This is a genomic window from Rossellomorea sp. YZS02 (assembly GCF_033963925.1).
Lineage (GTDB): Bacteria > Bacillota > Bacilli > Bacillales > Bacillaceae_B > Rossellomorea.
Map to the genome: position 1 here is coordinate 95,480 of NZ_JAXBLY010000017.1, position 22,261 is coordinate 117,740.

Annotated in this window: 20 protein-coding genes; all 20 read left to right on the plus strand. The window is 46.5% G+C overall.

The genetic code is table 11. From position 1 onward, the window contains the following. Positions 1-21 precede the first annotated feature (21 nt). The 20 genes from SLH55_RS16705 (at position 22) to SLH55_RS16800 (ending at position 22,195) form a co-directional block, all read left to right on the plus strand. Positions 22-1,539, plus strand: coding sequence for an aldehyde dehydrogenase family protein (locus tag SLH55_RS16705; RefSeq protein WP_320324053.1), 1,518 nt, complete (start codon positions 22-24; stop codon positions 1,537-1,539). Positions 1,540-1,609: 70 nt separating this feature from the next. Next, entirely contained in the window at positions 1,610-2,485 is an 876-nt protein-coding gene (locus tag SLH55_RS16710) for a 3-hydroxyacyl-CoA dehydrogenase (protein ID WP_320324054.1), read from the plus strand. Next, positions 2,482-3,687, plus strand: a complete 1,206-nt coding sequence (locus SLH55_RS16715) for a thiolase family protein (RefSeq protein WP_219167959.1) — start codon at positions 2,482-2,484, stop codon at positions 3,685-3,687. Before SLH55_RS16710 ends, SLH55_RS16715 begins: the two co-directional genes overlap by 4 nt. Before the next feature lie 74 nt (positions 3,688-3,761). Next, positions 3,762-3,983 carry a hypothetical protein gene (locus SLH55_RS16720; RefSeq protein WP_219167958.1) on the plus strand — a complete coding sequence of 74 codons (222 nt, stop codon included), beginning with the start codon at positions 3,762-3,764 and terminating at the stop codon, positions 3,981-3,983. A 154-nt stretch (positions 3,984-4,137) separates the two neighbouring features. Continuing rightward, a complete protein-coding gene (gene paaX / locus SLH55_RS16725; RefSeq protein ID WP_320324055.1) occupies positions 4,138-5,013 on the plus strand; it encodes a phenylacetic acid degradation operon negative regulatory protein PaaX in 876 nt (291 codons plus the stop codon). Between the two features lie 646 nt (positions 5,014-5,659). Further along, the gene (locus tag SLH55_RS16730) at positions 5,660-6,616 is read left to right on the plus strand and encodes a nitronate monooxygenase (RefSeq protein WP_320324056.1); all 957 of its coding nucleotides are present in this window, start codon (positions 5,660-5,662) and stop codon (positions 6,614-6,616) included. A 507-nt stretch (positions 6,617-7,123) separates the two neighbouring features. Beyond that, positions 7,124-8,095 (plus strand): ABC transporter substrate-binding protein, encoded by a 972-nt coding sequence (locus SLH55_RS16735; protein WP_320324069.1) that lies wholly within the window; start codon positions 7,124-7,126, stop codon positions 8,093-8,095. 16 nt (positions 8,096-8,111) lie between these two features. Beyond that, the gene (locus tag SLH55_RS16740) at positions 8,112-9,140 is read left to right on the plus strand and encodes an ABC transporter permease (RefSeq protein WP_219167953.1); all 1,029 of its coding nucleotides are present in this window, start codon (positions 8,112-8,114) and stop codon (positions 9,138-9,140) included. Then, on the plus strand, positions 9,115-9,909 hold the full coding sequence (locus SLH55_RS16745) for an ABC transporter ATP-binding protein (RefSeq protein WP_320324057.1): 795 nt from the start codon (positions 9,115-9,117) through the stop codon (positions 9,907-9,909). The genes SLH55_RS16740 and SLH55_RS16745 overlap by 26 nt, the downstream gene beginning before the upstream one ends. Positions 9,910-10,408: 499 nt before the next feature. Next, complete coding sequence (locus SLH55_RS16750) at positions 10,409-10,804, plus strand: thioesterase family protein (protein ID WP_320324058.1); 396 nt, start codon at positions 10,409-10,411, stop codon at positions 10,802-10,804. A gap of 106 nt (positions 10,805-10,910) precedes the next feature. Beyond that, on the plus strand, positions 10,911-12,017 hold the full coding sequence (locus tag SLH55_RS16755) for a Leu/Phe/Val dehydrogenase (RefSeq protein WP_219168062.1): 1,107 nt from the start codon (positions 10,911-10,913) through the stop codon (positions 12,015-12,017). A gap of 264 nt (positions 12,018-12,281) precedes the next feature. After that, a complete protein-coding gene (gene pdhA / locus SLH55_RS16760) occupies positions 12,282-13,346 on the plus strand; it encodes a pyruvate dehydrogenase (acetyl-transferring) E1 component subunit alpha (protein WP_320324059.1) in 1,065 nt (354 codons plus the stop codon). Between the two features lies 1 nt (position 13,347). Next, on the plus strand, positions 13,348-14,343 hold the full coding sequence (locus SLH55_RS16765) for an alpha-ketoacid dehydrogenase subunit beta (protein WP_320324060.1): 996 nt from the start codon (positions 13,348-13,350) through the stop codon (positions 14,341-14,343). A 15-nt stretch (positions 14,344-14,358) separates the two neighbouring features. Then, a complete protein-coding gene (locus SLH55_RS16770; RefSeq protein ID WP_320324061.1) occupies positions 14,359-15,543 on the plus strand; it encodes a dihydrolipoamide acetyltransferase family protein in 1,185 nt (394 codons plus the stop codon). After that, positions 15,544-16,971, plus strand: a complete 1,428-nt coding sequence (gene lpdA / locus SLH55_RS16775) for a dihydrolipoyl dehydrogenase (protein WP_320324062.1) — start codon at positions 15,544-15,546, stop codon at positions 16,969-16,971. It abuts the gene before it with no gap. 119 nt (positions 16,972-17,090) lie between these two features. Beyond that, entirely contained in the window at positions 17,091-18,206 is a 1,116-nt protein-coding gene (gene hppD / locus SLH55_RS16780; protein WP_219167947.1) for a 4-hydroxyphenylpyruvate dioxygenase, read from the plus strand. 184 nt (positions 18,207-18,390) lie between these two features. Continuing rightward, positions 18,391-19,500: a histidinol-phosphate transaminase gene (gene hisC / locus SLH55_RS16785; protein WP_219167946.1), complete on the plus strand. Its 1,110-nt coding sequence runs from the start codon at positions 18,391-18,393 to the stop codon at positions 19,498-19,500. Beyond that, a complete protein-coding gene (locus SLH55_RS16790; RefSeq protein WP_320324063.1) occupies positions 19,501-20,112 on the plus strand; it encodes a flavin reductase family protein in 612 nt (203 codons plus the stop codon). A gap of 6 nt (positions 20,113-20,118) precedes the next feature. Continuing rightward, positions 20,119-21,084: a fumarylacetoacetate hydrolase family protein gene (locus SLH55_RS16795; RefSeq protein WP_219167944.1), complete on the plus strand. Its 966-nt coding sequence runs from the start codon at positions 20,119-20,121 to the stop codon at positions 21,082-21,084. Next, entirely contained in the window at positions 21,050-22,195 is a 1,146-nt protein-coding gene (locus SLH55_RS16800) for a homogentisate 1,2-dioxygenase (RefSeq protein ID WP_219167943.1), read from the plus strand. The genes SLH55_RS16795 and SLH55_RS16800 overlap by 35 nt, the downstream gene beginning before the upstream one ends. Positions 22,196-22,261: the final 66 nt, after the last annotated feature.

Below are 22,261 nucleotides of genomic sequence, written 5' to 3' on the forward strand. Positions count from 1 at the left end.
AATCAAAAAGGAGATGGAGTTATGTCTACAGTAAAAGAGCAAAGCTTTGAAGTCCTTGAAATGAAAAGAGAGCATTATTCATTGGTGATCAACGGTCAACGTATGGAAAGTACGACGGGAGAAACGTTCACGACGTACAACCCGGCAACAGGTGAAGCCATCGCCACCGTTTCACTTGCATCAGTTGAAGATGCTGAAAAAGCGGTTGAAGCAGCCAGAAACGCATTTGATTACGGTAAATGGAAGAAGTTCCCGATCAATAAACGTTCACGTGTGCTTAACAAAATTGCAGGCATTATGAGATCCCGTTTCAATGAGCTTGTTTCCCTTGAAATCATGGACAGTGGGAAATCGCTATCCGCGGCACAAGGCCAAGTGATGCAGGCAATCGAAGACTTCGAATTTTATGCAGGAGCGATCGTGGGTCACCGTGGGACCGTCAATAACGTACCGGGTCAATTTACGAACGTTGCAGAGAAAGAACCCGTCGGAGTTTGTGCCCAGATCATCCCTTGGAATTATCCGTTGATGATGGCGGCGTGGAAGATTGCACCTGCAATTGCAGCGGGCTGTTCGGTTGTCGTGAAACCAGCGACGCTTACACCTCTGACAGCCATCGTACTTGGGGAAATCTGCATTGAAGCGGGAGTGCCTGAAGGGATTGTCAACATCATCCCGGGTGCTGGTTCTTCAGTAGGTAATTACTTAGTGGAGCATGAAAAGGTGGATAAAGTGGCCTTCACTGGTTCCACTCCGATCGGTAAAAACATTATGGAAAAAGCGTCTCAAACATTAAAGAGAGTCACGCTTGAATTAGGAGGGAAATCTCCTAATATCGTCTTTGAAGACGCCGATGTGGATGCAGCCGTCGACGGTTCCCTGTTCGGAATCTTCTATAATACAGGTCAATCCTGTGAAGCCCGTTCCAGATTATATGTGCACGAAGATATTTACGATGAGTTCATGGAAAAATTCGTTGAAAAGACGAAGAAGCTGAAACTGGCCGATCCCCATGACAAAGGCACTCACATCGGGGCCATCATCAACCAGGATCAGCTAGATACGATCGATGGATATGTTCAGTCTGCCAAAGAAGAAGGAGCGACAATCTTAGCTGGAGGAAGTCCTGCCAAAGTGGAAGGGTTCGAAAATGGCTACTGGTATGAGCCAACCATCATCACAGATGTGAATCATGATATGAAGGTTGTGAAAGAAGAGATCTTCGGACCGGTCGTGGTCGTGATGAAGTTCAAGGATGAAAAAGAAGCGATCAAACTGGCAAACGACAGCGAATATGGATTAGGTTCTGCCGTATGGACTCAAAACCATGGTCGTGCCACAAGAGTATCGAAAGCGATCCAGGCAGGAATCGTCATGGTGAACTGTCCGTTCTCTGCGTTCCCTGGTACTCCATTCGGTGGTTACAAGCAATCCGGATTCGGCCGTGAGCTTTGCGTGGAGACGCTGGACCTGTATACAGAAACAAAGAGTATCATTTCTTACTTCGGTAACCGCCCGTTAAATCCGTTTGGTGTATAAGAAGACATAATCAAGCAAGGGGTTGCCCAATCAGGGTCAACCCCTTATTGCGAGAAAGGGGAAACCAGACATGACACAGCATATCGTCGTCGTAGGCTCCGGTGTGATGGGAAGAGGGATTGCTTATGTAAGTGCCACAGGAGGCTTCCGCACCACACTGGTTGATATTAATCAAGAACAGTTGGAGCATGCCAGAAATGAAATCGGGCTCATTTTCCAAAAGGGAATCGAACGAAACAAGCTCACTCAGCAGGAGTATATAGAAGCAAAAGAGCGTATGAGTTATTCAACGAATCTGTCCATTGCCGTGAGGGATGCCGATGTGGTCATCGAAGCCGTTCCGGAAAAAACAGACATCAAGCGTGGCGTATTCGAAGTGCTCGATGCCCATGCCCCTGAATATTGTTATTTGGCGACCAATACCTCTACCATGAGTCCGACTGAGATCGGCTCCTTTACGAAGCGACCCGACAAAGTGATTGCGATGCACTTTTTCAATCCTGTACATAAGATGCCCCTCGTTGAAATCGTGAAGGGATTGGAAACAAGCGATGAAACGGCGGAGGTCATCAGTCAGGTAGCCCGCATGATGGGGAAAGAAACGGTGGTCATCAATGAGTTCCCTGGTTTTGTCACAAGCAGAATTTCTGCACTTGTCGGGAATGAAGCTTTTTATATGCTTCAGGAAGGTCTTGGCTCTCCTGAGGAAATTGATAAAGCGATCAAGCTCGGCCTGAATTATCCGATGGGACCCTTTGAATTGGGTGATTTAGTCGGATTGGACACACGCTTGAACAATCTCAAGTACCTTCACGAAAAGCTCGGGGAGAAGTATCGTCCTGCTCCATTATTAGAGAAATACGTAAAGGCCGGACGCCTGGGCAGAAAATCAGGCAAAGGGGTCTATGATTATTCAGAAGCGAAGGAAAAGGAGCATCAGTCATGAGAGAAGTGGTCATTGTCGATGCTGTCCGTACTCCGATCGGAAGATATAAAGGTGCGTTGAAAGAGGTCCGCCCTGATGATTTGGGAGCTCATGTCATAAAAGCCCTGGTGGAACGGAACCCTCTCGTTCATGTAGATACCATTGAAGAAGTTGTACTTGGAAACGCAAACGGTGCCGGGGAGGACAATCGGAATGTCGCCCGGATGTCGACTCTTCTGGCAGGACTTCCTGTTGAAGTCGGAGCAACCACCATCAACCGTCTATGCGGTTCTGGACTGGACGCTGTGAACTATGCAGCAAGGGCCATTTTAGCAGGAGAAGGGGAGGTCTTTATTGCCGGCGGTACCGAGAGCATGACCCGTGCCCCGTACGTCATGGCAAAACCTTCAAAGGATTTTCCAAGAGGAAATATGGAAATGTTCGATACGACGATCGGCTGGCGCTTCGTCAATTCCCGTCTGAAGGATAAATACGGGACCGATTCCATGCCGGAAACGGCTGAAAACGTGGCGAAGCAGTTCGGCATTTCACGTGAAGAGCAGGATCACTTTTCTTATTGGAGCCAAATGAAGGCGAAACGTGCCATGGATGAAGAACGTTTCAAAGAAGAGATTGTACCGGTAGAGTTAAAGGATAAGAGAGGCAATGTCTCTACCTTTATGATGGATGAACACCCAAGACCGGAAACCAACAGTGAAAAGCTGCAAAAACTAAAGCCTCTGTTCCAAGGGGGGACCGTGACGGCGGGGAATGCTTCCGGAGTCAATGACGGGGCATCTGCCCTTTTACTTATGAGCAGGGAGAAGGCCGAAGAATTAGGCGTCACCCCCCTTGCCCGCTATGTGACGTCTGCCACTGCGGGCCTTGAACCTTCTGTCATGGGACTGGGTCCGATTTATGCCACACAGAAGGTCCTGAAGCGTTCAGGCCTCGCCCTTGATCAAATTGGCTTAGTCGAGCTGAACGAAGCCTTCGCTGCCCAGTCCATTGCCTGCATCCGTGAACTTGGACTGAGTGAAGAAATCGTCAACGTCAATGGCGGTGCCATCGCATTCGGTCATCCACTCGGAGCCAGTGGAGCCCGTATCCTCACCACCCTCCTGTATGAAATGAAGAAGAGGAAGGTTCGCTACGGTCTGTCCACCATGTGTATAGGTGTCGGCCAGGGAATCGCGACCCTGGTGGAAAACATAGATTCGTAATTGCCCTGTCATTGCAGGGCTTTTTGTGATTAAGACGATTCTTTTTTAGAAAGGATAGACGTGAGGTGATAGAGATGGAATTTGAAATCATGACAGTCGAAAGTGAGATCCCTTGCCTTGTCGTCGCAGATGAGGATAACGGCCGATTTATGATCAGGAAAGCCGATACAAGCGGGGAAGTGTTCAATAGCCAGGAGGAGCTTGTGAATTGGATCGAGGCGAACTGGTCCAAGGAGAAGGTCGTGAATACGTATGATTTTGTGAAAATGCTGGAGATGTTGAGGGTGTATCATTGAGGATCAGGCTCTATGGGATGAGCCTGGTTTTTTATTTAACTACTCAAATTCAAGAATATTCATTTATTCCCCTTGAATATTTATGATATTATATTAACTAATCGTAAAAATAACGTTATAAAAAGAACGCGATAGAACAAAAGGAGAGGCAGCCATGAATACAAGATCAATGATCTTTACACTATATGGGGACTATATTCGGCATTACGGAAATAAAATCTGGATAGGCAGTTTGATTCGCCTGCTGAATGAATTTGGTCATAATGACCAGGCCGTCCGAGCCGCGATTTCACGGATGAATAAGCAGGGATGGGTCCAGGCGGAGAAACAGGGAAACAAAAGCTATTACTCCCTGACTGAACGTGGTGAGATCCGAATGGAAGAAGCGGCAAACAGGATTTTCAAGTTGAAGCCCGAGCAATGGGACGGTAAATGGAGGATTCTGATGTATTCGATTCCCGAAGAAATCAGGAGCATACGGGATGAGCTGAGAAAGGAACTCGTATGGAGCGGTTTCGGAACCCTGTCGACGAGTACATGGATTTCACCTAACAACCTGGAGAAGCAGGTGCAGTCCCTGATCGGCAAATATGATATTAAAGAATACGTCGATTTCTTCATCGCAGAGTATGAAGGTCCCAATGAAAATCAGCGGTTGATTGAAAAGAGCTGGGATCTGAACGAAATCAATGAGCGCTATCAGGAATTCATCTCACACTACAGTCAACAATATATGATTGATAAGAGTAAAATCGGGAAAGGGCAAATGAGCGATGCCGAGTGCTTCGTGGAAAGAACGAAGCTCGTCCACGAATACCGGAAATTCCTCTTCGTCGATCCGGGTCTGCCGGAAGAGCTTCTTCCCGAAAAATGGATGGGAGCCCACGCAGCCAATCTATTTGCTGATTACTACAAAGAACTTGCAGAACCGGCATCCCGATTCTTCGAAAGTGTATTCGAAGACGGCAACGAACTGAAAAACAAAGATCGGAGCTATAATGTGATGACTCATCCGTTATTGCTGGATTGAATTCCGTTGCATTTTTAGACACAGTATTAAATAGAGTGGCAAAACTACTGGCATTTGCAATCCCGTTTTGATTTTATAGGTTGATATAAGCTGGTCAATTAGAGTATCCAGGTTCAAGAGAGAGCGCACTTATCAGTTGGGAGATCAGGTTAAGTACCAGAGCTGATAAATAACCGGAAGAATTCCGCTTAATTCATCATGACGATTAAAAAAGGATGAAATAGCCGGAAAGATTCCGCCTATTGACCCGTAAAATACAAAAATGGGTGATTTTTCTGTGCATAAGCGGAAAACCTCCGCCTATTTATCCCCAACACAAGTTCAATACTGGACTTACCGGAAAATCTCCGCTTATTTTTGCTGGTTCTAAGACATCTTAGTTAAAAAACTACGATGATCCATATCAAAAGTATTTAAATAAGGATTTTGTAATCCTATTAAAGAAACTCGCCAAATTTACTACGGCGAGTTTTCCTTTTTTATATACCATATTGATGCTACTAACACTGTCATTTCGGCACATATTCTTAAAGTAGCACCTCAATATTGGCAGGTGTTTTTTGATGGGCGGACCTCAATAATTTGATAAGTCACTTGTCGAACAATTCCAAAAAGTATAACATTAATTTAACGAAGGGGGATTTTCATGAATAACTTAACGGACATACTACATATAAAATATCCAATCATCCAGGGCGGCATGGGGAATATCAGTAATGCTCCGTTGACTGCGGCTATCTCTGAGGCGGGGGCATTGGGTACAATCGGTGTTGGAACGATGAGTGTGGAAGAAGTAGAAGAAATCGTTATAGATACGAAAAAGAGAACCGGCCTGCCTTTCGCACTGAACATACCGGTTGCCATCACTCCTCACCTGAAGGATATGATCAGGCTCGTCGTGAAACACGGGATACCGGTCGTATCCTTATCCGCAGGGAACCCGGCTCCATTCATTCCTTATTTCCACGAACACAACGTAAAGGTGATTTGCGTCGTTGCTTCGAAAAAGCAGGGGAAGAAAGCGGAAGATGCAGGAGCAGATGTGATTGTGGCGGAAGGATATGAAGCTGCCGGGATTAATTCAAATCTAGAAACGACAACATTGGCGCTCATTCCTCAACTCGTCGATACGGTGAAGATTCCAGTAGTGGCAGCAGGGGGGATCGGTGATGGCCGTGGACTGGCCTCTATGCTTGCCCTTGGTGCCAGTGGGGTGCAGATGGGGACACGTTTCATTGCGACACAGGAAGCTCCTTTTCATGAAAACTATAAATCTACCCTTGTGGATGCAAAGGACGATAGCACCGTCATCGTGGGACGTTCCGTCGGCAGGGTGAGACGGGTGATGAAGACGCCATACGCAGCAGGATTGCTTCAAAAAGAGCAGGAGGGTGTGGCTCTTGAAGACTTCAGTGTGATGACTTCTGAGGAATATCATCGTATCGGTGCGCTTGAAGGGAAGTTGGATCAGGGCTTTATAAACGGCGGGCAGGTGTCCGGACTTGTATCCGATATTCCAACGGTAGCAGAGCTACTGGAGAGAATGGTGAGCGATGTAAAAGGGATTTTTAGAGAGCTTTCAACTAATGCTATGCGATTTTAATAGATGGAAGTTTCCAAAGCGCTACTCCTTGTTGGGAGAGTGCTTTTTTTGGTTGAGTTCACAAACCCACACAAGTTCAACAATTTTCTTCACAAATCCTACGTTCAAGTCAGAAAGCTATAGCACAAAACTATTAAATAAGTCGGAATCGCAAATTTTTGGCCTCTTCGCGATAGGTAAGACGATAAAATTTGCGACTCAAAGATCACTAGACAAAGCTAGTCAAAAGCTATGACGCCACACCAACATCCATTCCACGCCAAATTTTCCTCAACTTCCTCTAGATATTCCCCTCCGGACCGTCTATACTAGTATTAATTTTTAAATTTTCCGAATATTATTGACTATTTTGTGACAGGAGTGATACTATAACGTTGTATTTACGTTGAATGGTATTTTTATCATACCTGGATTTGCTAGTCTTGCAGACTACTGATCATATATCTCAGGAAGAGAAAAAGGGGGATTTCTGTGAAGAAGAAGAGTTTATTACTTGTTGTTATCTCTATGTTATTTGGAATGCTGATTCTATCAGGATGTGGTAGTGATAAGAGCTCCGGCGATGGAGATGGTGAGAAGCAATACGTGATCGGGGTAACCCAAATCGTGGAACACCCGTCTTTAGATGCTGCGTTTGAAGGTTTTAAGAAGGCTTTGTCTGAAAACGGTTTCAAAGAAGGTGAAAACGTTAAATACGATGTTCAAATCGCTCAAGGGGATCAAAGTAACTCACAAAGTATCGCAAAGAACTTTGTCGGGGACAGTGTAGACCTCATCTTTGCAAACTCAACCCCAAGTGCACAGACTGCACTGAATGCAACGAAAGATATTCCGATCGTTTTCACGTCTGTTACAGATCCGGTTGGGGCTGAACTGGTAAAGTCCTTTGATGAACCAGGTGAGAACATTACCGGGACGACGGATACTCATCCAGAAGCCATTTCAAAAACACTTCACTTTATTACGGATGAAATGAAAGCGAAGAAAATCGGGATTGTGTATAATTCCGGGGAACAAAATGCTGTTGTTCAAGTAGCTGAAGTGAATAAGCTTGCTAAAGAAGCAGGTGTAGAAGTGGCAGAGGCTACGGTTTCAACGTCAGCTGATGTCAAACAGGCGACGGAATCCCTTGTTGGAAGAGTCGATGCCATTTACATCCCTAAAGATAATACAGTCGTTTCAGCACTTGAGTCCGTCATTACGGTGGCAAACGACAAAGATATTCCTCTTTTTGTCGGGGAACTCGATTCATTGAAAAAAGGTGCGATTGCAGCAAGTGGATTCAACTATGAAGATCTTGGTTACCAAACAGGATTAATGGCAGTGAAGATTTTGAAGGGTGAGAAAAAACCTTCTGAAATCCCTGTACAGGCTCCGGAAAACTTCGAGCTGATGTTCAATAAAGCAGCAGCTGAAGAACAAGGTGTGGAAGTACAGGAAACCTGGTCAGATCTTGGAAAGTTTATAGAAGAACAATAGGAAGGGATGATGATTCGTGCCAACAGCTATATTCGCATCCTTTGAATCTGGAATCATTTACGCTATTATGGCCCTCGGAGTCTACCTGTCCTTTCGGATCTTGGATTTTCCTGATTTAACAGTCGACGGCAGCTTCGTAACCGGAGCCGCTGTCGCTGCAACCATGATCGTCAGTGGCGTAAACCCCGTTATCGCAACTCTTACAGCGATAGTGATCGGATTTGTAGCAGGGTGTATAACAGGATTACTTCATACGTTTGGTAAGATCAATGCCTTATTATCAGGTATTTTAATGATGATTGCCCTCTATTCCATCAATCTCAGGATCATGGGGAGATCGAATGTCCCTTTGCTTAGTCAGGACACTGCGTTTACAGGAGTAGAAGGGTTTTGGTCCCCTCTTGGAATCGATGCTGCCCTAAACAAGTTATGGGTTGCCGTGGGTCTCGGGGAACCTGTTCCTGGGACATGGAGCATTTTATTCATCATGACGATCATCACGCTTGTGATCAAGTTTTTGACAGATGCATTCCTGAAAACGGAAATCGGATTGGCGCTTAGGGCGACTGGGGATAATCAGCGGATGATCCGCAGCTTCTCTGCCAATACCAATCTGATGATCATTCTTGGATTGGGAATTTCGAATGGGATGGTCGCATTATCCGGTGCTTTGATCGCTCAGTACAGCCGATTTGCAGATGTCGGAATGGGGATCGGGATGATCATCATCGGACTTGCTTCTGTCATCATCGGTGAGGCGTTATTCGGAACCAAGTCCATCGCCCGCACGACCTTAGCCGTCATAGGGGGAGCGATTATCTATCGATTAGTCGTATCCATGGCGCTCAGGGTGGATTTCCTCGAAACAGGGGATATGAAACTGATCACGGCGACCATCGTCATCCTTGCCCTTGTCATGCCTAAAGTGATGGAGCGTTACAAGGATAAGAAACGAAAGGCGGATCGAATGGCAGAACGGGTAACTAAAGCCACGATATCGGAGAGAAAGGGTGATGGCGGTGTTACAGTTAAATCGAATTCATAAGGTATTCAATGAAGGGACACCAGATGAAAAAATCGCCCTCGATGATATCCAGCTCTCTCTGAAACCAGGGGATTTCGTCACGGTCATCGGCAGTAACGGCGCGGGGAAATCTACACTGATGAATATCGTTTCAGGTGTCCTGCTTCCTGATATCGGGAATGTTTTGATTGATGATCACGATGTATCAAAGGTTTCTGAGTATAAACGGTCTAAGCTGATCGGCCGCGTTTTCCAGGATCCCATGGCAGGCACGGCGCCATCCATGACCATCGAAGAAAATCTGGCGATGGCGTATTCGCGGAACCGGACCCGAACCTTCAAAATGGGGGTCACCAAAAAGCGGAAGCTCTTCTTTAAAGAAGTACTTGAATCCCTCCACCTGGGACTTGAGAATCGCTTGAACGCAAAGGTGGGGTTGTTATCAGGTGGTGAGCGGCAGGCCCTCTCCCTTTTGATGGCTACCTTCACCGAGCCGTCGATCTTACTTCTGGATGAACATACGGCAGCGTTGGATCCAGCCAGGGCAGACCTGATTACGAACCTGACGAAGGAGATTGTCGAGAAATATAAGCTTACTACTTTGATGGTTACCCATAATATGCAGCAGGCACTGGATCTTGGGAACCGGCTTATCATGATGGATAAAGGACAGATCATATTGGAAGTGAATGAAGAAGAGAAGAAGCACCTCACCGTCGAGGGACTTCTCCACGAATTCCAGCGGATCCGCGGCAGTAAGTTGGCAAGTGACCGCGCGCTTCTTTCATAGTATCGGTAAAAAGAATAAACAACCTTCAGTAAAAAGCAACGGGACTTTGGTTCCGTTGCTTTTTTGCGTAAAAGGAGGGACGGACCTCCGCATTAGGTATCGTCCAGCTCCGGCGGCTAGAGGCTCGAGGTCATAAGTCAAACAGTCCAAAAAGGCAAAAAACGCCTTTCCGGCCTGTTCGCCTTATGCTTGTCGCCTCTGGGCGAGCCGCCTCCGCTTTAGGTATCATCCAGCTCCGGCGGCTAGCCCCTCGAGGTCATAAGCTAAATGAGCCACGAAGGCAAAGAGCGCCTTCATGGCTCATTCATCTTATGCTTGTCAGGGCTGAACGAGCCGCCTCCGCTTTAGGTATAGGTCCGTCCCTCTGCATAACTTATATTAATATAATATTTTAAATATTATAACAATTTATTGACTATTTATAAAACAAAATGTTATTATATCGTTGAATTAACGTTATATAAAAATATATGATTCGTTGGTTTAAAGGGGGAAAGCGATGAAGTCTGGATTAGTAATAGGACGTACCGCCGTTGTATCGGCAGAGGTAACCCCCGGCATGTATGCCCAGTTTGAAGGGAACGTGGTACACCCTGTATATTCAACGGTTTCAATGGTATATCACATGGAATGGGCATCCAGAAAGATTATTCTACCCTATTTGGAAGATCATGAAGAAGGGATGGGGGCAAAGGTGAGCGTGGAGCATATGGCTCCAGCGAAGTTGGGTTCCTCTCTTGATATTAAAGCGAACGTCATAAAATATGAACGCAATATCATCCTGACCGAAGTGACTGTCATAGATAAAGAGAATGGCAGAATCATTGGAAAAGGTGAAGTGAAACAAGTGGTGCTCCCAAAAGAGAAAATCAAAGAAAGAATAGAAGAAAACTAGTATTGATCCACTTTTTAATCAAGCAGTAGAAGGAGGAAGATCAGTGACAAATGTATCGACAAAAGTGAAAGCGGTTACAAAGAGAGAGTTTACAGGGGGAAATGACATGGATATGTTCCAAAAGATACAAAACCATGAACAGGTTGTATTCTGTAATGATGAAGAAACCGGCCTTAAAGCGATCATTGCCATACATAACACCACTCTGGGACCGGCGCTTGGCGGATGTCGGATGAGACCTTATGCATCAGTCGATGAAGCTCTTGAGGATGTCCTCCGCTTATCGAAAGGAATGACCTATAAATGTGCTGCAGCAGATGTGGACTTCGGCGGGGGGAAGGCGGTCATCATCGGCGATCCGGAAACAGACAGACATCCGGAGCTGTTCCGTGCCTTCGGTCAATTCGTCGAATCCCTTAACGGACGTTTCTATACAGGAACCGACATGGGGACCACCCCTGAAGATTTTGTTTTCGCCCTGAAGGAAACAAATTGTATCGTTGGAGTCAATGAAGAGTACGGTGGAAGCGGAGATTCATCCATTCCGACTGCCATGGGAGTCATCTATGGCTTGCAAGCTACAAACCGGAACGTATGGGGTTCGAAAGATCTTCATGGGAAAAGCTACGCCATTCAAGGGTTGGGAAAAGTAGGTTTTAAAGTAGCTGAGCGCCTTTTGGAAGAGGGAGCAGACCTTTATGTAACGGATATCAGCCAAAGGTCCATCGATCAGCTGGTTGCGAAAGCGAAGAGCATGGGAGCTGCCCTCAAGGTCGTATCAGGTGAAGAGATCTACTCTGTCGATGCTGATGTCTTCGTTCCTTGTGCCATCGGTGGAATCATCAATGATCACACGGTAGATCAGCTGAAAGTGAAAGCAGTAGTGGGATCAGCCAATAACCAGCTATTGGATCTCTCCCATGGGATGAAGCTTCATGAAAAAGGGATCCTCTACGCTCCTGATTACATTGTAAATGCCGGAGGATTGATCCAGGTAGCTGATGAATTATACGAACCGAACAAAGAACGTGTACTGCAAAAGACAAGCGCCATCTATAACAGCCTTCAGAATATTTATCTGCAATCAGAGAATGAGCATATGACCACGGTGGAAGCCGCCAATCGGTTCTGCGAGGACCGGATCCACGCGCGTACGCGAAGGAACAGCTTCTTCTCTCATGCGAAGCGGCCGAAGTGGTCGGTTAGAACATAACAATTTGCAAACTAACATGCTGGGAACGTTCACCATTTGGGACAACAAACAGTTAAAGTGGCACAACAAACTCTAAAAGTGGCACAAGTTACTCCACGGAATAATCAATTCATAATAATGCAATGCATTTTTCATTCTTAAAGAGCTCTGTTGGCATTACCTATACAACTTTACGTCTAAATTGCCACAGGAAAAGCTAAATTCCAGTTATTTTTCAATAAGAATGTCACGCACCACCAATAAAGCACCACAAGAGGTGATGAAATGATCGAGGAATTTCAACTGGTCCAGGTCATGGATCGACAAGGACAACTCATTCAAAGCGAGTATGAAAAAGACATTTCAGAAGAATTGGCCAGAAATTTTCACCGGCATCTCACCAGGATCCGCATCTTTGATCGCAAAGCGGTAAGTCTCCAAAGGCAGGGACGCATCGGGACGTACGCGCCCTATGAAGGACAGGAGGCATCCCAGGTGGGGAGTGCACTAGCCCTTCAAGAGAAAGACTGGCTGTTCCCGTCCTACCGAGATCACGGGGCCACCATGACGTTCGGTCATTCCCTCCTTCATATTCTTCTTTTCTGGAAAGGTCGAAATGAAGGATGCGTGCCTCCTGAAGGGAAGAACATCTTCACTCCTGGGATCCCGATTGCCACCCAGCTACCCCATGCGGTAGGGGCTGCTTACGCTGAAAAAAGAAAGGGTACCCGAAATGCAGCAATTGTGTATTTTGGTGACGGCGCCACTTCGGAAGGCGACTTTCATGAAGGATTGAATCTGGCTAGCGTTTGGGAGGCTCCCGTCGTCTTTTTTAATCAAAATAATCAATATGCCATCTCGGTTCCCATTCATAAGCAAATGAAAACGAAAACCATTGCCCAGAAAGCACTAGCCTATGACATTCCAAGTGTACGCATCGACGGCAATGATGTTTTTGCTGTTTATTTTGAAACATTGAAAGCGTTGGAAAGAGCGAGAAACGGGGACGGACCTACCTTGATCGAGTCTGTGACATGGAGGTATGGGGCCCATACGACGGCCGACGATCCGACGAAATATCGTGATCAAGAGGAAAGCGAGAGCCGTCGCAAGGATAACGATCCTCTTGAACGTTTAACACACTTCATGAAAGAAAGAGGATGGTTGGACGAGGAATGGATGAATAGTGTTCAAAGGGAATATGCGAAGGAAGTGGACCTGGCCGTTGAGGAGTTGGAAGCCTATCCCGCGGCTGACCCGGGTGTGATCTTCGATTATGTGTTTGCCACTCCTACGTGGACGATTCAGGAACAAAAAGAAAAGCTCCTTGAGCAATTGAGAGGTGAATAGAATGAGCACCTTAACGAAAATGAAGACATTGACGATGGTCCAGGCCATAACGGATGCAATGAGAGTGATGCTTCAGGAAAACGAAGATGTTCTGTTGATGGGTGAGGATATTGGGACGAATGGTGGAGTATTCCGGGCGACTGACGGACTGCAGCAGGAATTCGGTGAAGATCGTGTTCTTGATACACCTTTAAGTGAAGCAGGGTTTATCGGCGCGGCCATCGGGATGGGGTTGAATGGTTTTCGTCCCGTAGCGGAGGTCCAGTTCTTGGGGTTCATTTATCCTGCTTACGAGCAGATCATGACTCATGCTTCCAGAATCCGTGCCCGTACCCTTGGGCATTTTAGCTGTCCGCTTGTGATCAGGGCTCCCTATGGGGCTGGTGTAAGGGCACCTGAAATCCATTCAGATAGTACAGAGGCACTGTTTACCCATATGCCGGGTATCAAAGTGGTTTGTCCTGCAACTCCATATGACGCTAAGGGACTCTTGATTGCCGCCATTGAAGATCCCGATCCCGTCCTTTTCCTTGAGCCGATGAGGTGCTACCGGTCGTCTAAAGAAGAAGTGCCGGAAGAGAAGTACACCGTTGAAATCGGGAAGGGCAAGGTGGTCAAAGAAGGGGAGGATGTCACGATCATTGCCTGGGGTGCGATGGTGAAGGTAGCGGAGGATGCAGCCAGGGAAGCGGCGGACAAAGGTATCTCGTGTGAGGTCCTTGACCTTAGAACACTTTATCCCCTTGATAAGGACCTCATCTCAAATTCTGTCCAGAAGACGGGAAGAACAGTGGTTGTCCATGAAGCCCATGCCACAGGCGGAGTCGGGAATGATGTACTTGCGATCATCAATGACACATCCTTTTTATATCAGAAAGCGCCGACTGAGCGCGTAACGGGATTCGATACGCCTGTTCCTTATTTCGGATTTGAAGATTTCTATTTACCTGACAGTAAACGTGTGCTTGCTGCAGTGGAAAAAGTGGCACGTTATTAGACAAGGAGGGAGTCCATGGAAGTCAAGCTTCATGATATTGGGGAAGGAATGACCGAAGCCAATATCAATCACTTTCTTGTGAAAGTGGGGGATATCGTGAAAGCGGATCAACCACTTGTGGAGGTTCAAACAGATAAAATGACGGCGGAGATCCCTGCGCCATTTTCAGGTGTAATCAAGGAATTTACGGTGAATGAAGGGGAGACGATCCCAGTAGGGTCGACGGTCCTGCGGATGGAGAAAGAACAAGGTGTGTCGACTGGCAGCCGGCGGATTGTTCCTGAAACCACTCAAATCGTAACGAAAAAAAGAATCCTTGCTTCCCCTTATACAAGGAAAATAGCGAGGGAAAATGGTGTCAACATCGAAGAAGTGAAGGGGTCAGGAGCCGGGGGAAGAATCGTTGATGAGGATGTTCTCCTTTATATGAAAGGCGAAAGCGCGACAACCCCAAGGCAGGCAGAAGAGCGACAAACGGCTGCCTCTCCAGTTTCAGTAGAATCTGCTGGGCATACCATCCCATTCAGGGGCAGACGCAAACAAATCGCATCCAAAATGTCGCAGTCGCTCATAACGATCCCGCACTGTACCCATTTTGAAGAAATAGATGTTACGAATCTACTAGCCTGGAAAGATACGATGAAGGCAAGTGGTGGCTCCATCTCGATGGGAGCATATTTTATCAAAGCTATTTCTGTTTGTTTAAAAGAGTTTCCGATCTTCAATGCCCGCCTCAATGAAGAGGAAGAGTGTGTCGAGCTTCAAGCGCATCATAATATTGGGATTGCAGTCGACACAGAAGAGGGATTGATCGTTCCTGTCATCAAGCAAGTCGAAAGGAAGACGATGAAGGACATTCACGCTGAAATGAAGGACCTGACCATCAAAGCTCAAGATGGCAAGTTAACGATGAAAGAAATCAAAGGCGGAACCTTTACGGTGAGTAATGTAGGCCCGTTGAACGGATCGATAGGAGCGACTCCGATCATTAACGAGCCGGAAGTTGCCCTGCTTGCGTTTCATAAGACGAAGAAGCGTCCCATGGTGAATGAAAAGGATGAAATTGTCATCCGATCCATGATGAATCTATCCATGTCCTTTGATCATAGAGTGGTAGACGGCGGGACAGCCGTGAAGTTTACAAATCGATTAAGCGATCTGATTGAACACCCTCAATCCATGCTTCTGGAGTTGATGTAAATGGTAGTGGGAGAAATTACGGAAGATAAAGATGTTGTCGTTATCGGAGGAGGTCCCGGGGGCTATCACGCAGCCATCAGGGCAGCTCGCCTCGGTAGACAGGTAACATTGATCGAACGGGAGGATCTTGGAGGGACCTGCTTGAATAAAGGGTGTATCCCTTCAAAGGTATTCACGCATTTTGCCCAGGAATTTAAGAAAATGAAGCACCTGAAAGAAATGGGGATGGAGTTTGGAGAAGTGGAGGCGAATCTCTCTACCCTTCAACACTATAAAAATAAAAAAATATCCCAGCTGCGAACAGGTGTGGAATCATTGTGCAAAGCGAATAAGGTTGAGGTCGTCAAAGGGTCGGCTTCCTTCCTGTCTGAATCCCGTATCGGGGTTGAAAACGGTCATGAGTTTTCCCTCTTCAATTTCAAAGAGGCGATCGTGGCAACGGGCGGTGATTTTTATTATCCAGAAGGAATCAAGTTTGATTCTGACCGGATCCTGAAGGAAAGAGAGATCTTTCAATTGAAGGACATCCCAGAGGAACTGATCATATATGGGGCCGATTATATTTCACTGGAAACTGCTTCTGTATTCTCCATACTGGGAAGCCGTGTCACCCTTGTATTGGATGGGGAGTTTTCATTTGACTCCGCCATCACCAAAGAACTGTCCCGGCAGCTGAAAAAACAGAAAATCAATGTAATCAAGGATTCCCAGCTGCGAGCGGTCATTGAGAGGGACGGACACCTCATGGTAGAGCTGGAAAAAGAAATCGGAGAAACGATTTCAATCGAAGGCTCTCACTTTGTCATGAGCGGCCAAGTAAGGCCAAACCTATCCGAACTTGGACTCGACCGCCTCCCATTGGAAATAACAGAGCAGGGGTATATCCGGACAGATCGAGAGGGACGGACCTCCATTCCGCATATTTGGGCGATCGGGGATGCGACGGAAGGTCCGTCCCTCGCAGTGAAGGCGATCAAGCAGGGGAAGGTTGCAGCTGAGGCGATGGCTGGCCTCAAGGTGGAAGTGGATCTGCAGTTTGTGCCGACGGTGGTGCAGATGAGCCCTCCGATTGCGTACGCGGGACTTACCGAGGAGGAAGCACGGAAGGAAGGCTATTCCGTCACCGTGAGTGAAAATCCAGTCAGAGGAAATGGGTACGCACAACTCACAGAAGAAAAGGATGGATTCGTGAAAGTCGTGTCAGACATTGAAACGGATGTGGTCCTTGGTATTCATATGATGGGAATGGGAGCAGTCGAGCTGATCACTACCGGTGTCCTTGGCCTTGAGATGGCAGCGCGGGATGAAGACTACCGTTTTCCACTCTATCCCCACCCGAGTATGAATGAAAGTCTACTTGAAGCAGTCGAGGGGTTAAAGGATGATGCCGTGCACATGCCTCCCCGAAAAAAAGAGCTTGCCAGGTAATTGAGGGACGGACTTCATCACAGAGAAGCGTTTAAGCTTTACTAGCCGCTCTTGAGAAGTTCTGTGAAACTATTTAATATAATATTCAGAATATACTAACGTTTAGTGGAGGGATTAGGATGCAAGAAAATGTAGCAAAAAAACAGGTGAAAGTAGAAGATGTATTCCCGGTAAGAGATGTGGACTATTTAGAGTATTATACAGGTAATGCGAAACAGGCCGCTCATTTCTTCTGTACAGCATTCGGCTTTAAGACGGTTGCCTACTCAGGACTGGAAACGGGGAATCGTGACACAGTATCCTATGTACTGCAACAAAACAAAGTCCGTTTGGTGATTACAGGCAGCCTGCACGAAGGAAGCCGAGTGTCCCAATTCGTGAAGCATCACGGAGACGGAATCAAAGACATCGCCCTTGTAGTGGATGATGTTGAAAAGGCTTACACGGGTGCGGTATCCCGCGGTGCGATTGAAATCATGCCCCCTTCCACCCTTGAAGATGATAACGGAAAAGTGAAAAAAGCCATCATTGGTACATATGGGGATACGATTCATACCCTGGTGGAACGTAAAGACTATAAAGGGATCTTCATGCCTGGATTTGAAAAATATGATTCAGCTCTTAAACATGAAGATGCCGGTATCATCGCTGTCGATCACGTCGTTGGAAACGTTGAAAGCATGGAAGAGTGGGTAGAGTATTACGAGAAAGTGATGGGCTTCAAGGAAATGCGTCATTTCACAAACGAAGACATTACAACCGAATACTCAGCGCTTATGTCCAAGGTTATGCATAATGGCGGCCGCATCAAATTCCCGATCAATGAGCCGGCTGAAGGAAAACGCAAATCGCAAATTCAGGAATATCTTGAGTTCTACGGTGGACCGGGAGTTCAGCACATCGCGATCTTAACGGAAGATATCGTGAAAACAGTCGGTATCTTGAAAGAAAATGGCGTGGAGTTCCTCAACACTCCTGATTCCTATTACGAAATGCTTTCAGAGCGTGTCGGGGAAATCGATGAAGAGATTTCGAAAATCAAAGAATTGAATATTTTAGTAGACCGCGATGACGAAGGATACCTCCTTCAAATTTTCACGAAGCCTATCGTGGATCGTCCTACATTATTCATCGAAGTGATTCAACGTAAAGGGGCAAGAGGATTCGGGGAAGGAAACTTCAAAGCACTTTTCGAATCCATCGAGCGCGAGCAGGAACGCAGAGGAAATCTATAAACAATAAAAAATAGATAGATAGAGAATAGATAACGGGGGTCAAAGGACCGGTCAGGGGGTTAACTCATGGAGAGCCGCTTCTACGCTTACGATCGTACAGATTACATATACGATCATAAAACGTGAAGATGAGCTAACACGTGAGTCGACCCCCTTCATCCATGAGGAAAGCGGGGATCCATGTATGACGTTAAAGTTCAAAACAAGAGAAGCGGTCACGCATATCGCTCCATATGTGCTGGGAAAGACACTTGGGGATTTACAGAAGGAGCATAACTTAAGCTCGATCAGAAAGCTGTCGGAGAATGAAAATATATATGGCTGCTCCCCAAAAGTGAAGCAGTGGTTCAAAGAGAACGGAAGCGACCTATTTTTATATCCGGACGGAGCAGCTGTCGATCTTAGTCATAAGGTTTCCACATTTTTAGGGGTTCCGAAAGAACAGCTCGTATTTGGAAATGGATCTGACGAAGTGATCCGCCTGCTGACGAGAGCTTATGTAAGCCCTGGAGATGAAGCCATTATGGCTGATGTTACGTTTCCGAGATATCAGACCAATGTGTTGTTGGAAGGAGGCACACCAGTCATTGTCCCTCTTGTGAATGGAACACATGATTTACAGAGTATGCATGACCATATCACTTCCAATACGAAGCTGATCTTTGTGTGTAACCCGAATAACCCGACTGGCACGATTGTTGGAAAAAAAGAGCTCCTGCAATTTATCGAAAGCGTACCTTCACATATATTAGTGGTGGTGGATGAAGCTTATATGGAATACGTCACAACTGATGACTACCTAGAAACCTTGCCTCTTCTGGCCTCATTCGAAAATTTGATCGTCCTGAGGACATTTTCAAAAATATATGGCCTTGCAGGACTAAGGGTCGGATTCGGTGTCATGAATGAAGAAGTAGCCGAACAGCTACGTAAAGTGAAGGATGTCTTCAATGTGAATACGGTAGCCCAGAAGTCTGCGATCATCGCACTCGAAGATCAAGCGTTCATTAGAGAGTGTACTCATAAGAATGAACAGGGACGTCTATATTTGGAATCTGAATTTGACCGTATGGGTATTTCCTACTTCCCGTCCCAATCAAACTTTATCATGGTCGATACAGGATTGAATGGAGACACAGTCTCCTATGAGCTGGTGAAAAAGGGACTCGTCGTCCGTTCCGGAACGCTTCTCGGGTATCCGACAACGGTTCGGGTCACAATCGGAACAGAAGAGGATAATAAACGGTTCATCCATGCGCTGGAAGCCATTTTACGAAATGAAGGGGTGAACTGAATGGATATCAAACCAGAGACACTCGAATGGCAGTCAGCCTATAAATTGATGATCGGATCGATTTTGCCAAGACCGATCGCTTTTGTATCGTCCCTTGATAAAGAAGGGAATGCGAATCTTGCACCTTACAGCTTCTTCACTGCTATCTGTGCAGATCCTATGCTTCTCTGCTTCTCTCCCATGAGGAGGGGAAAGGATGGCAGCAAAAAGGATACGCTTGAAAATATCGAAAGCACGAAGGAGTTTGTCATCAATATCGTCAGTGAAGAGTTTGTAGAGGAAATGAACAACTGTGCCATAGAGTTCGATAGAGGCATTGATGAATTCGAACAGGTCGGGCTCACGAAGAAAGAGTCCATTACGGTACAGCCTCCGGGAGTCTCTGAAAGCAAGGTCCAATTGGAATGCGTTCTTCATGAGGTCCTTCACTTCGGCGATCACCCTGGTGCAGGGAGCCTTGTCATCGGGAAGGTCGAATGTGTGAGGATCAATGATGAGCTTTATTACGATGGAAAGATAGATTCAGAGAAACTCAAACCGGTCGGAAGGCTTGCCGGCCAGATGTATACGAAGCCACTATCCGATTCATTTGAATTGATTCGAAAAAGGTGATGACACGTGAAACTGGTTAGTTTTGAGAAAGAAGGAGAAGTACGGGCAGGCTTCCTCCAGGGTGAACTGGTTGTAGACATCCATGTTGTAAGTGGAAAGTGTCTTCCTAAAGATTTGTTATCCATCATCGATCTTGGAGATGAAGGCCTGAAACGAATGAAGGAGCTTGGCACATTTTCAGCGGAGAACGAGGGAGTGTATTCATTACGTGAAGTCGCACTCAAGTCGCCGATTCCAAGACCTGTCAGCATAAGGGATTTCTATGCATTTGAAGAGCATGTGAAAACGGCCCGAAAACGAAGGGGGCTGGATGTGGTTCCAGAGTGGTATGACATCCCCGTCTTCTATTTCACGAACCACTTGGCTGTGAAGGGTCCTCTCGATTCCATCGAAATTCCTACAGGCTGTGAGTGGCTCGATTATGAACTGGAAATCGCCTGCGTCATCGGGAAAAAAGGCAGGAACATTTCCAGGGACAAGGCGGAAGACCATATTTATGGATATGTCGTCATGAATGACTGGAGTGCCAGAGACATTCAGAAGCATGAAATGAAAGTCGGGCTTGGTCCAGCGAAAGGAAAGGATTTTGCTACATCCATCGGCCCGTATCTGGTGACAAAGGATGAACTGGAAGTCTATCGCAACGGTGACCGTTTGGACCTGTCCATGACGGCGAAGGTGAACGGGAGACTCCTATCCGAGGGGAATTATCAAGATATTCATTATACGTTTCTGGACATGATCGAGCGTGCCTCCAAAGACGTCACCCTGTACCCAGGTGAGATCATCGGATCCGGTACTGTAGGTACAGGATGTATCTTAGAGCTTGGGCCTGAAACACACCCGTGGTTGAAGCCCGGGGATGTGGTGGAATTAGAGATTACGGGACTGGGAGTTTTGCAGAATACGATTGCCATGAGAAGAGAGGAGGAAGAGCATGTACTATCGTCAACTGGGGAACATACCTCATAAACGTCACACCATGTTTAAAAAGGATGATGGCACGCTTTACAGGGAGCAGGTCATGGGAACGAAAGGGTTCTCAGGGACACAGTCCATTTTGTATCATCATCATTTGCCGACGGCAGTGGCGAAAACAGAGTATTTAGGGAGTTATATGCCGGAGTTTGAAGAAGAGGGGGCTTTGCGCCACCGACATTTCTTTACAGACAGAGTCGAGAAAAAAGGATGCGCATTGAAGAGTCGTGAGTATTTACTCGGAAATTCGGATCTGCTGATCGGAACGGCTTATGTCACGGAAGAGATGACAAGCTTTTACCGGAATGGTGATGGGGATGAAATGCTTTATATCCATTTTGGGAAAGGGAAAGTGGAAACCATGTTCGGAACGATCACGTATGGAAAAGGGGATTACGTGGTGATTCCGATTGGAACGATCTATCGTGTCGTTCCCGAAGAAGAAACGAAGATGCTGATTGTCGAGTCCTTCAGTCAGATCACAACGCCACGCCGCTATCGCAATGAGTATGGACAGCTATTGGAGCATAGTCCATTTTGTGAACGTGATATACGTGGGCCTGAGACTCTTGCAACCATGGATGAAGAGGGAGAATTCGAGGTGATCACTAAATCCAGGGGTGCCCTTCATTCCCATGTCTTGGATCATCATCCATTGGACGTAGTCGGATGGGATGGATATTTGTATCCGTGGGTATTCAACATTGAAGATTTCGAGCCGATCACAGGCCGTGTCCATCAGCCGCCGCCTGTTCATCAAACGTTTGAAGGGCATAACTTTGTTGTGTGCTCATTCGTGCCGAGATTATATGATTACCATCCGGAATCGATCCCTGCTCCTTATAATCACAGCAATGTGAACAGTGATGAGCTTCTGTACTATGTGGAAGGAAACTTCATGAGCAGAAAGGGAATCAAGGAAGGATCGATCACCCTTCATCCGAGCGGTATTCCACACGGTCCTCATCCAGGAACGACGGAAGCGAGCATCGGAAAAAAAGAAACCTTGGAACTCGCCGTGATGATCGATACCTTTAAGCCGTTGAAGATCGTAAAGAAAGCAAAGGATGTCGAAGATCCAAATTATATGTTTACGTGGGTATAGGTAAGAGGCTGGGACAAAACCCTCCTCTGAAATGAAAAAGCCGGTGAAATTTTACAAAAAGTAAAA

What these genes read in the sequence shown, in the direction of transcription:
- SLH55_RS16705 (WP_320324053.1), top strand. Translation starts at nt 22, where the DNA reads ATGTCTACAGTAAAAGAGCAAAGCTTTGAAGTCCTTGAAATGAAAAGA.
- SLH55_RS16710 (WP_320324054.1), top strand. Translation starts at nt 1,610, where the DNA reads ATGACACAGCATATCGTCGTCGTAGGCTCCGGTGTGATGGGAAGAGGG.
- SLH55_RS16715 (WP_219167959.1), top strand. Translation starts at nt 2,482, where the DNA reads ATGAGAGAAGTGGTCATTGTCGATGCTGTCCGTACTCCGATCGGAAGA.
- SLH55_RS16720 (WP_219167958.1), top strand. Translation starts at nt 3,762, where the DNA reads ATGGAATTTGAAATCATGACAGTCGAAAGTGAGATCCCTTGCCTTGTC.
- paaX (WP_320324055.1), top strand. Translation starts at nt 4,138, where the DNA reads ATGAATACAAGATCAATGATCTTTACACTATATGGGGACTATATTCGG.
- SLH55_RS16730 (WP_320324056.1), top strand. Translation starts at nt 5,660, where the DNA reads ATGAATAACTTAACGGACATACTACATATAAAATATCCAATCATCCAG.
- SLH55_RS16735 (WP_320324069.1), top strand. Translation starts at nt 7,124, where the DNA reads ATGTTATTTGGAATGCTGATTCTATCAGGATGTGGTAGTGATAAGAGC.
- SLH55_RS16750 (WP_320324058.1), top strand. Translation starts at nt 10,409, where the DNA reads ATGAAGTCTGGATTAGTAATAGGACGTACCGCCGTTGTATCGGCAGAG.
- SLH55_RS16755 (WP_219168062.1), top strand. Translation starts at nt 10,911, where the DNA reads ATGGATATGTTCCAAAAGATACAAAACCATGAACAGGTTGTATTCTGT.
- pdhA (WP_320324059.1), top strand. Translation starts at nt 12,282, where the DNA reads ATGATCGAGGAATTTCAACTGGTCCAGGTCATGGATCGACAAGGACAA.
- SLH55_RS16765 (WP_320324060.1), top strand. Translation starts at nt 13,348, where the DNA reads ATGAGCACCTTAACGAAAATGAAGACATTGACGATGGTCCAGGCCATA.
- SLH55_RS16770 (WP_320324061.1), top strand. Translation starts at nt 14,359, where the DNA reads ATGGAAGTCAAGCTTCATGATATTGGGGAAGGAATGACCGAAGCCAAT.
- lpdA (WP_320324062.1), top strand. Translation starts at nt 15,544, where the DNA reads ATGGTAGTGGGAGAAATTACGGAAGATAAAGATGTTGTCGTTATCGGA.
- hppD (WP_219167947.1), top strand. Translation starts at nt 17,091, where the DNA reads ATGCAAGAAAATGTAGCAAAAAAACAGGTGAAAGTAGAAGATGTATTC.
- hisC (WP_219167946.1), top strand. Translation starts at nt 18,391, where the DNA reads ATGACGTTAAAGTTCAAAACAAGAGAAGCGGTCACGCATATCGCTCCA.
- SLH55_RS16790 (WP_320324063.1), top strand. Translation starts at nt 19,501, where the DNA reads ATGGATATCAAACCAGAGACACTCGAATGGCAGTCAGCCTATAAATTG.
- SLH55_RS16800 (WP_219167943.1), top strand. Translation starts at nt 21,050, where the DNA reads ATGTACTATCGTCAACTGGGGAACATACCTCATAAACGTCACACCATG.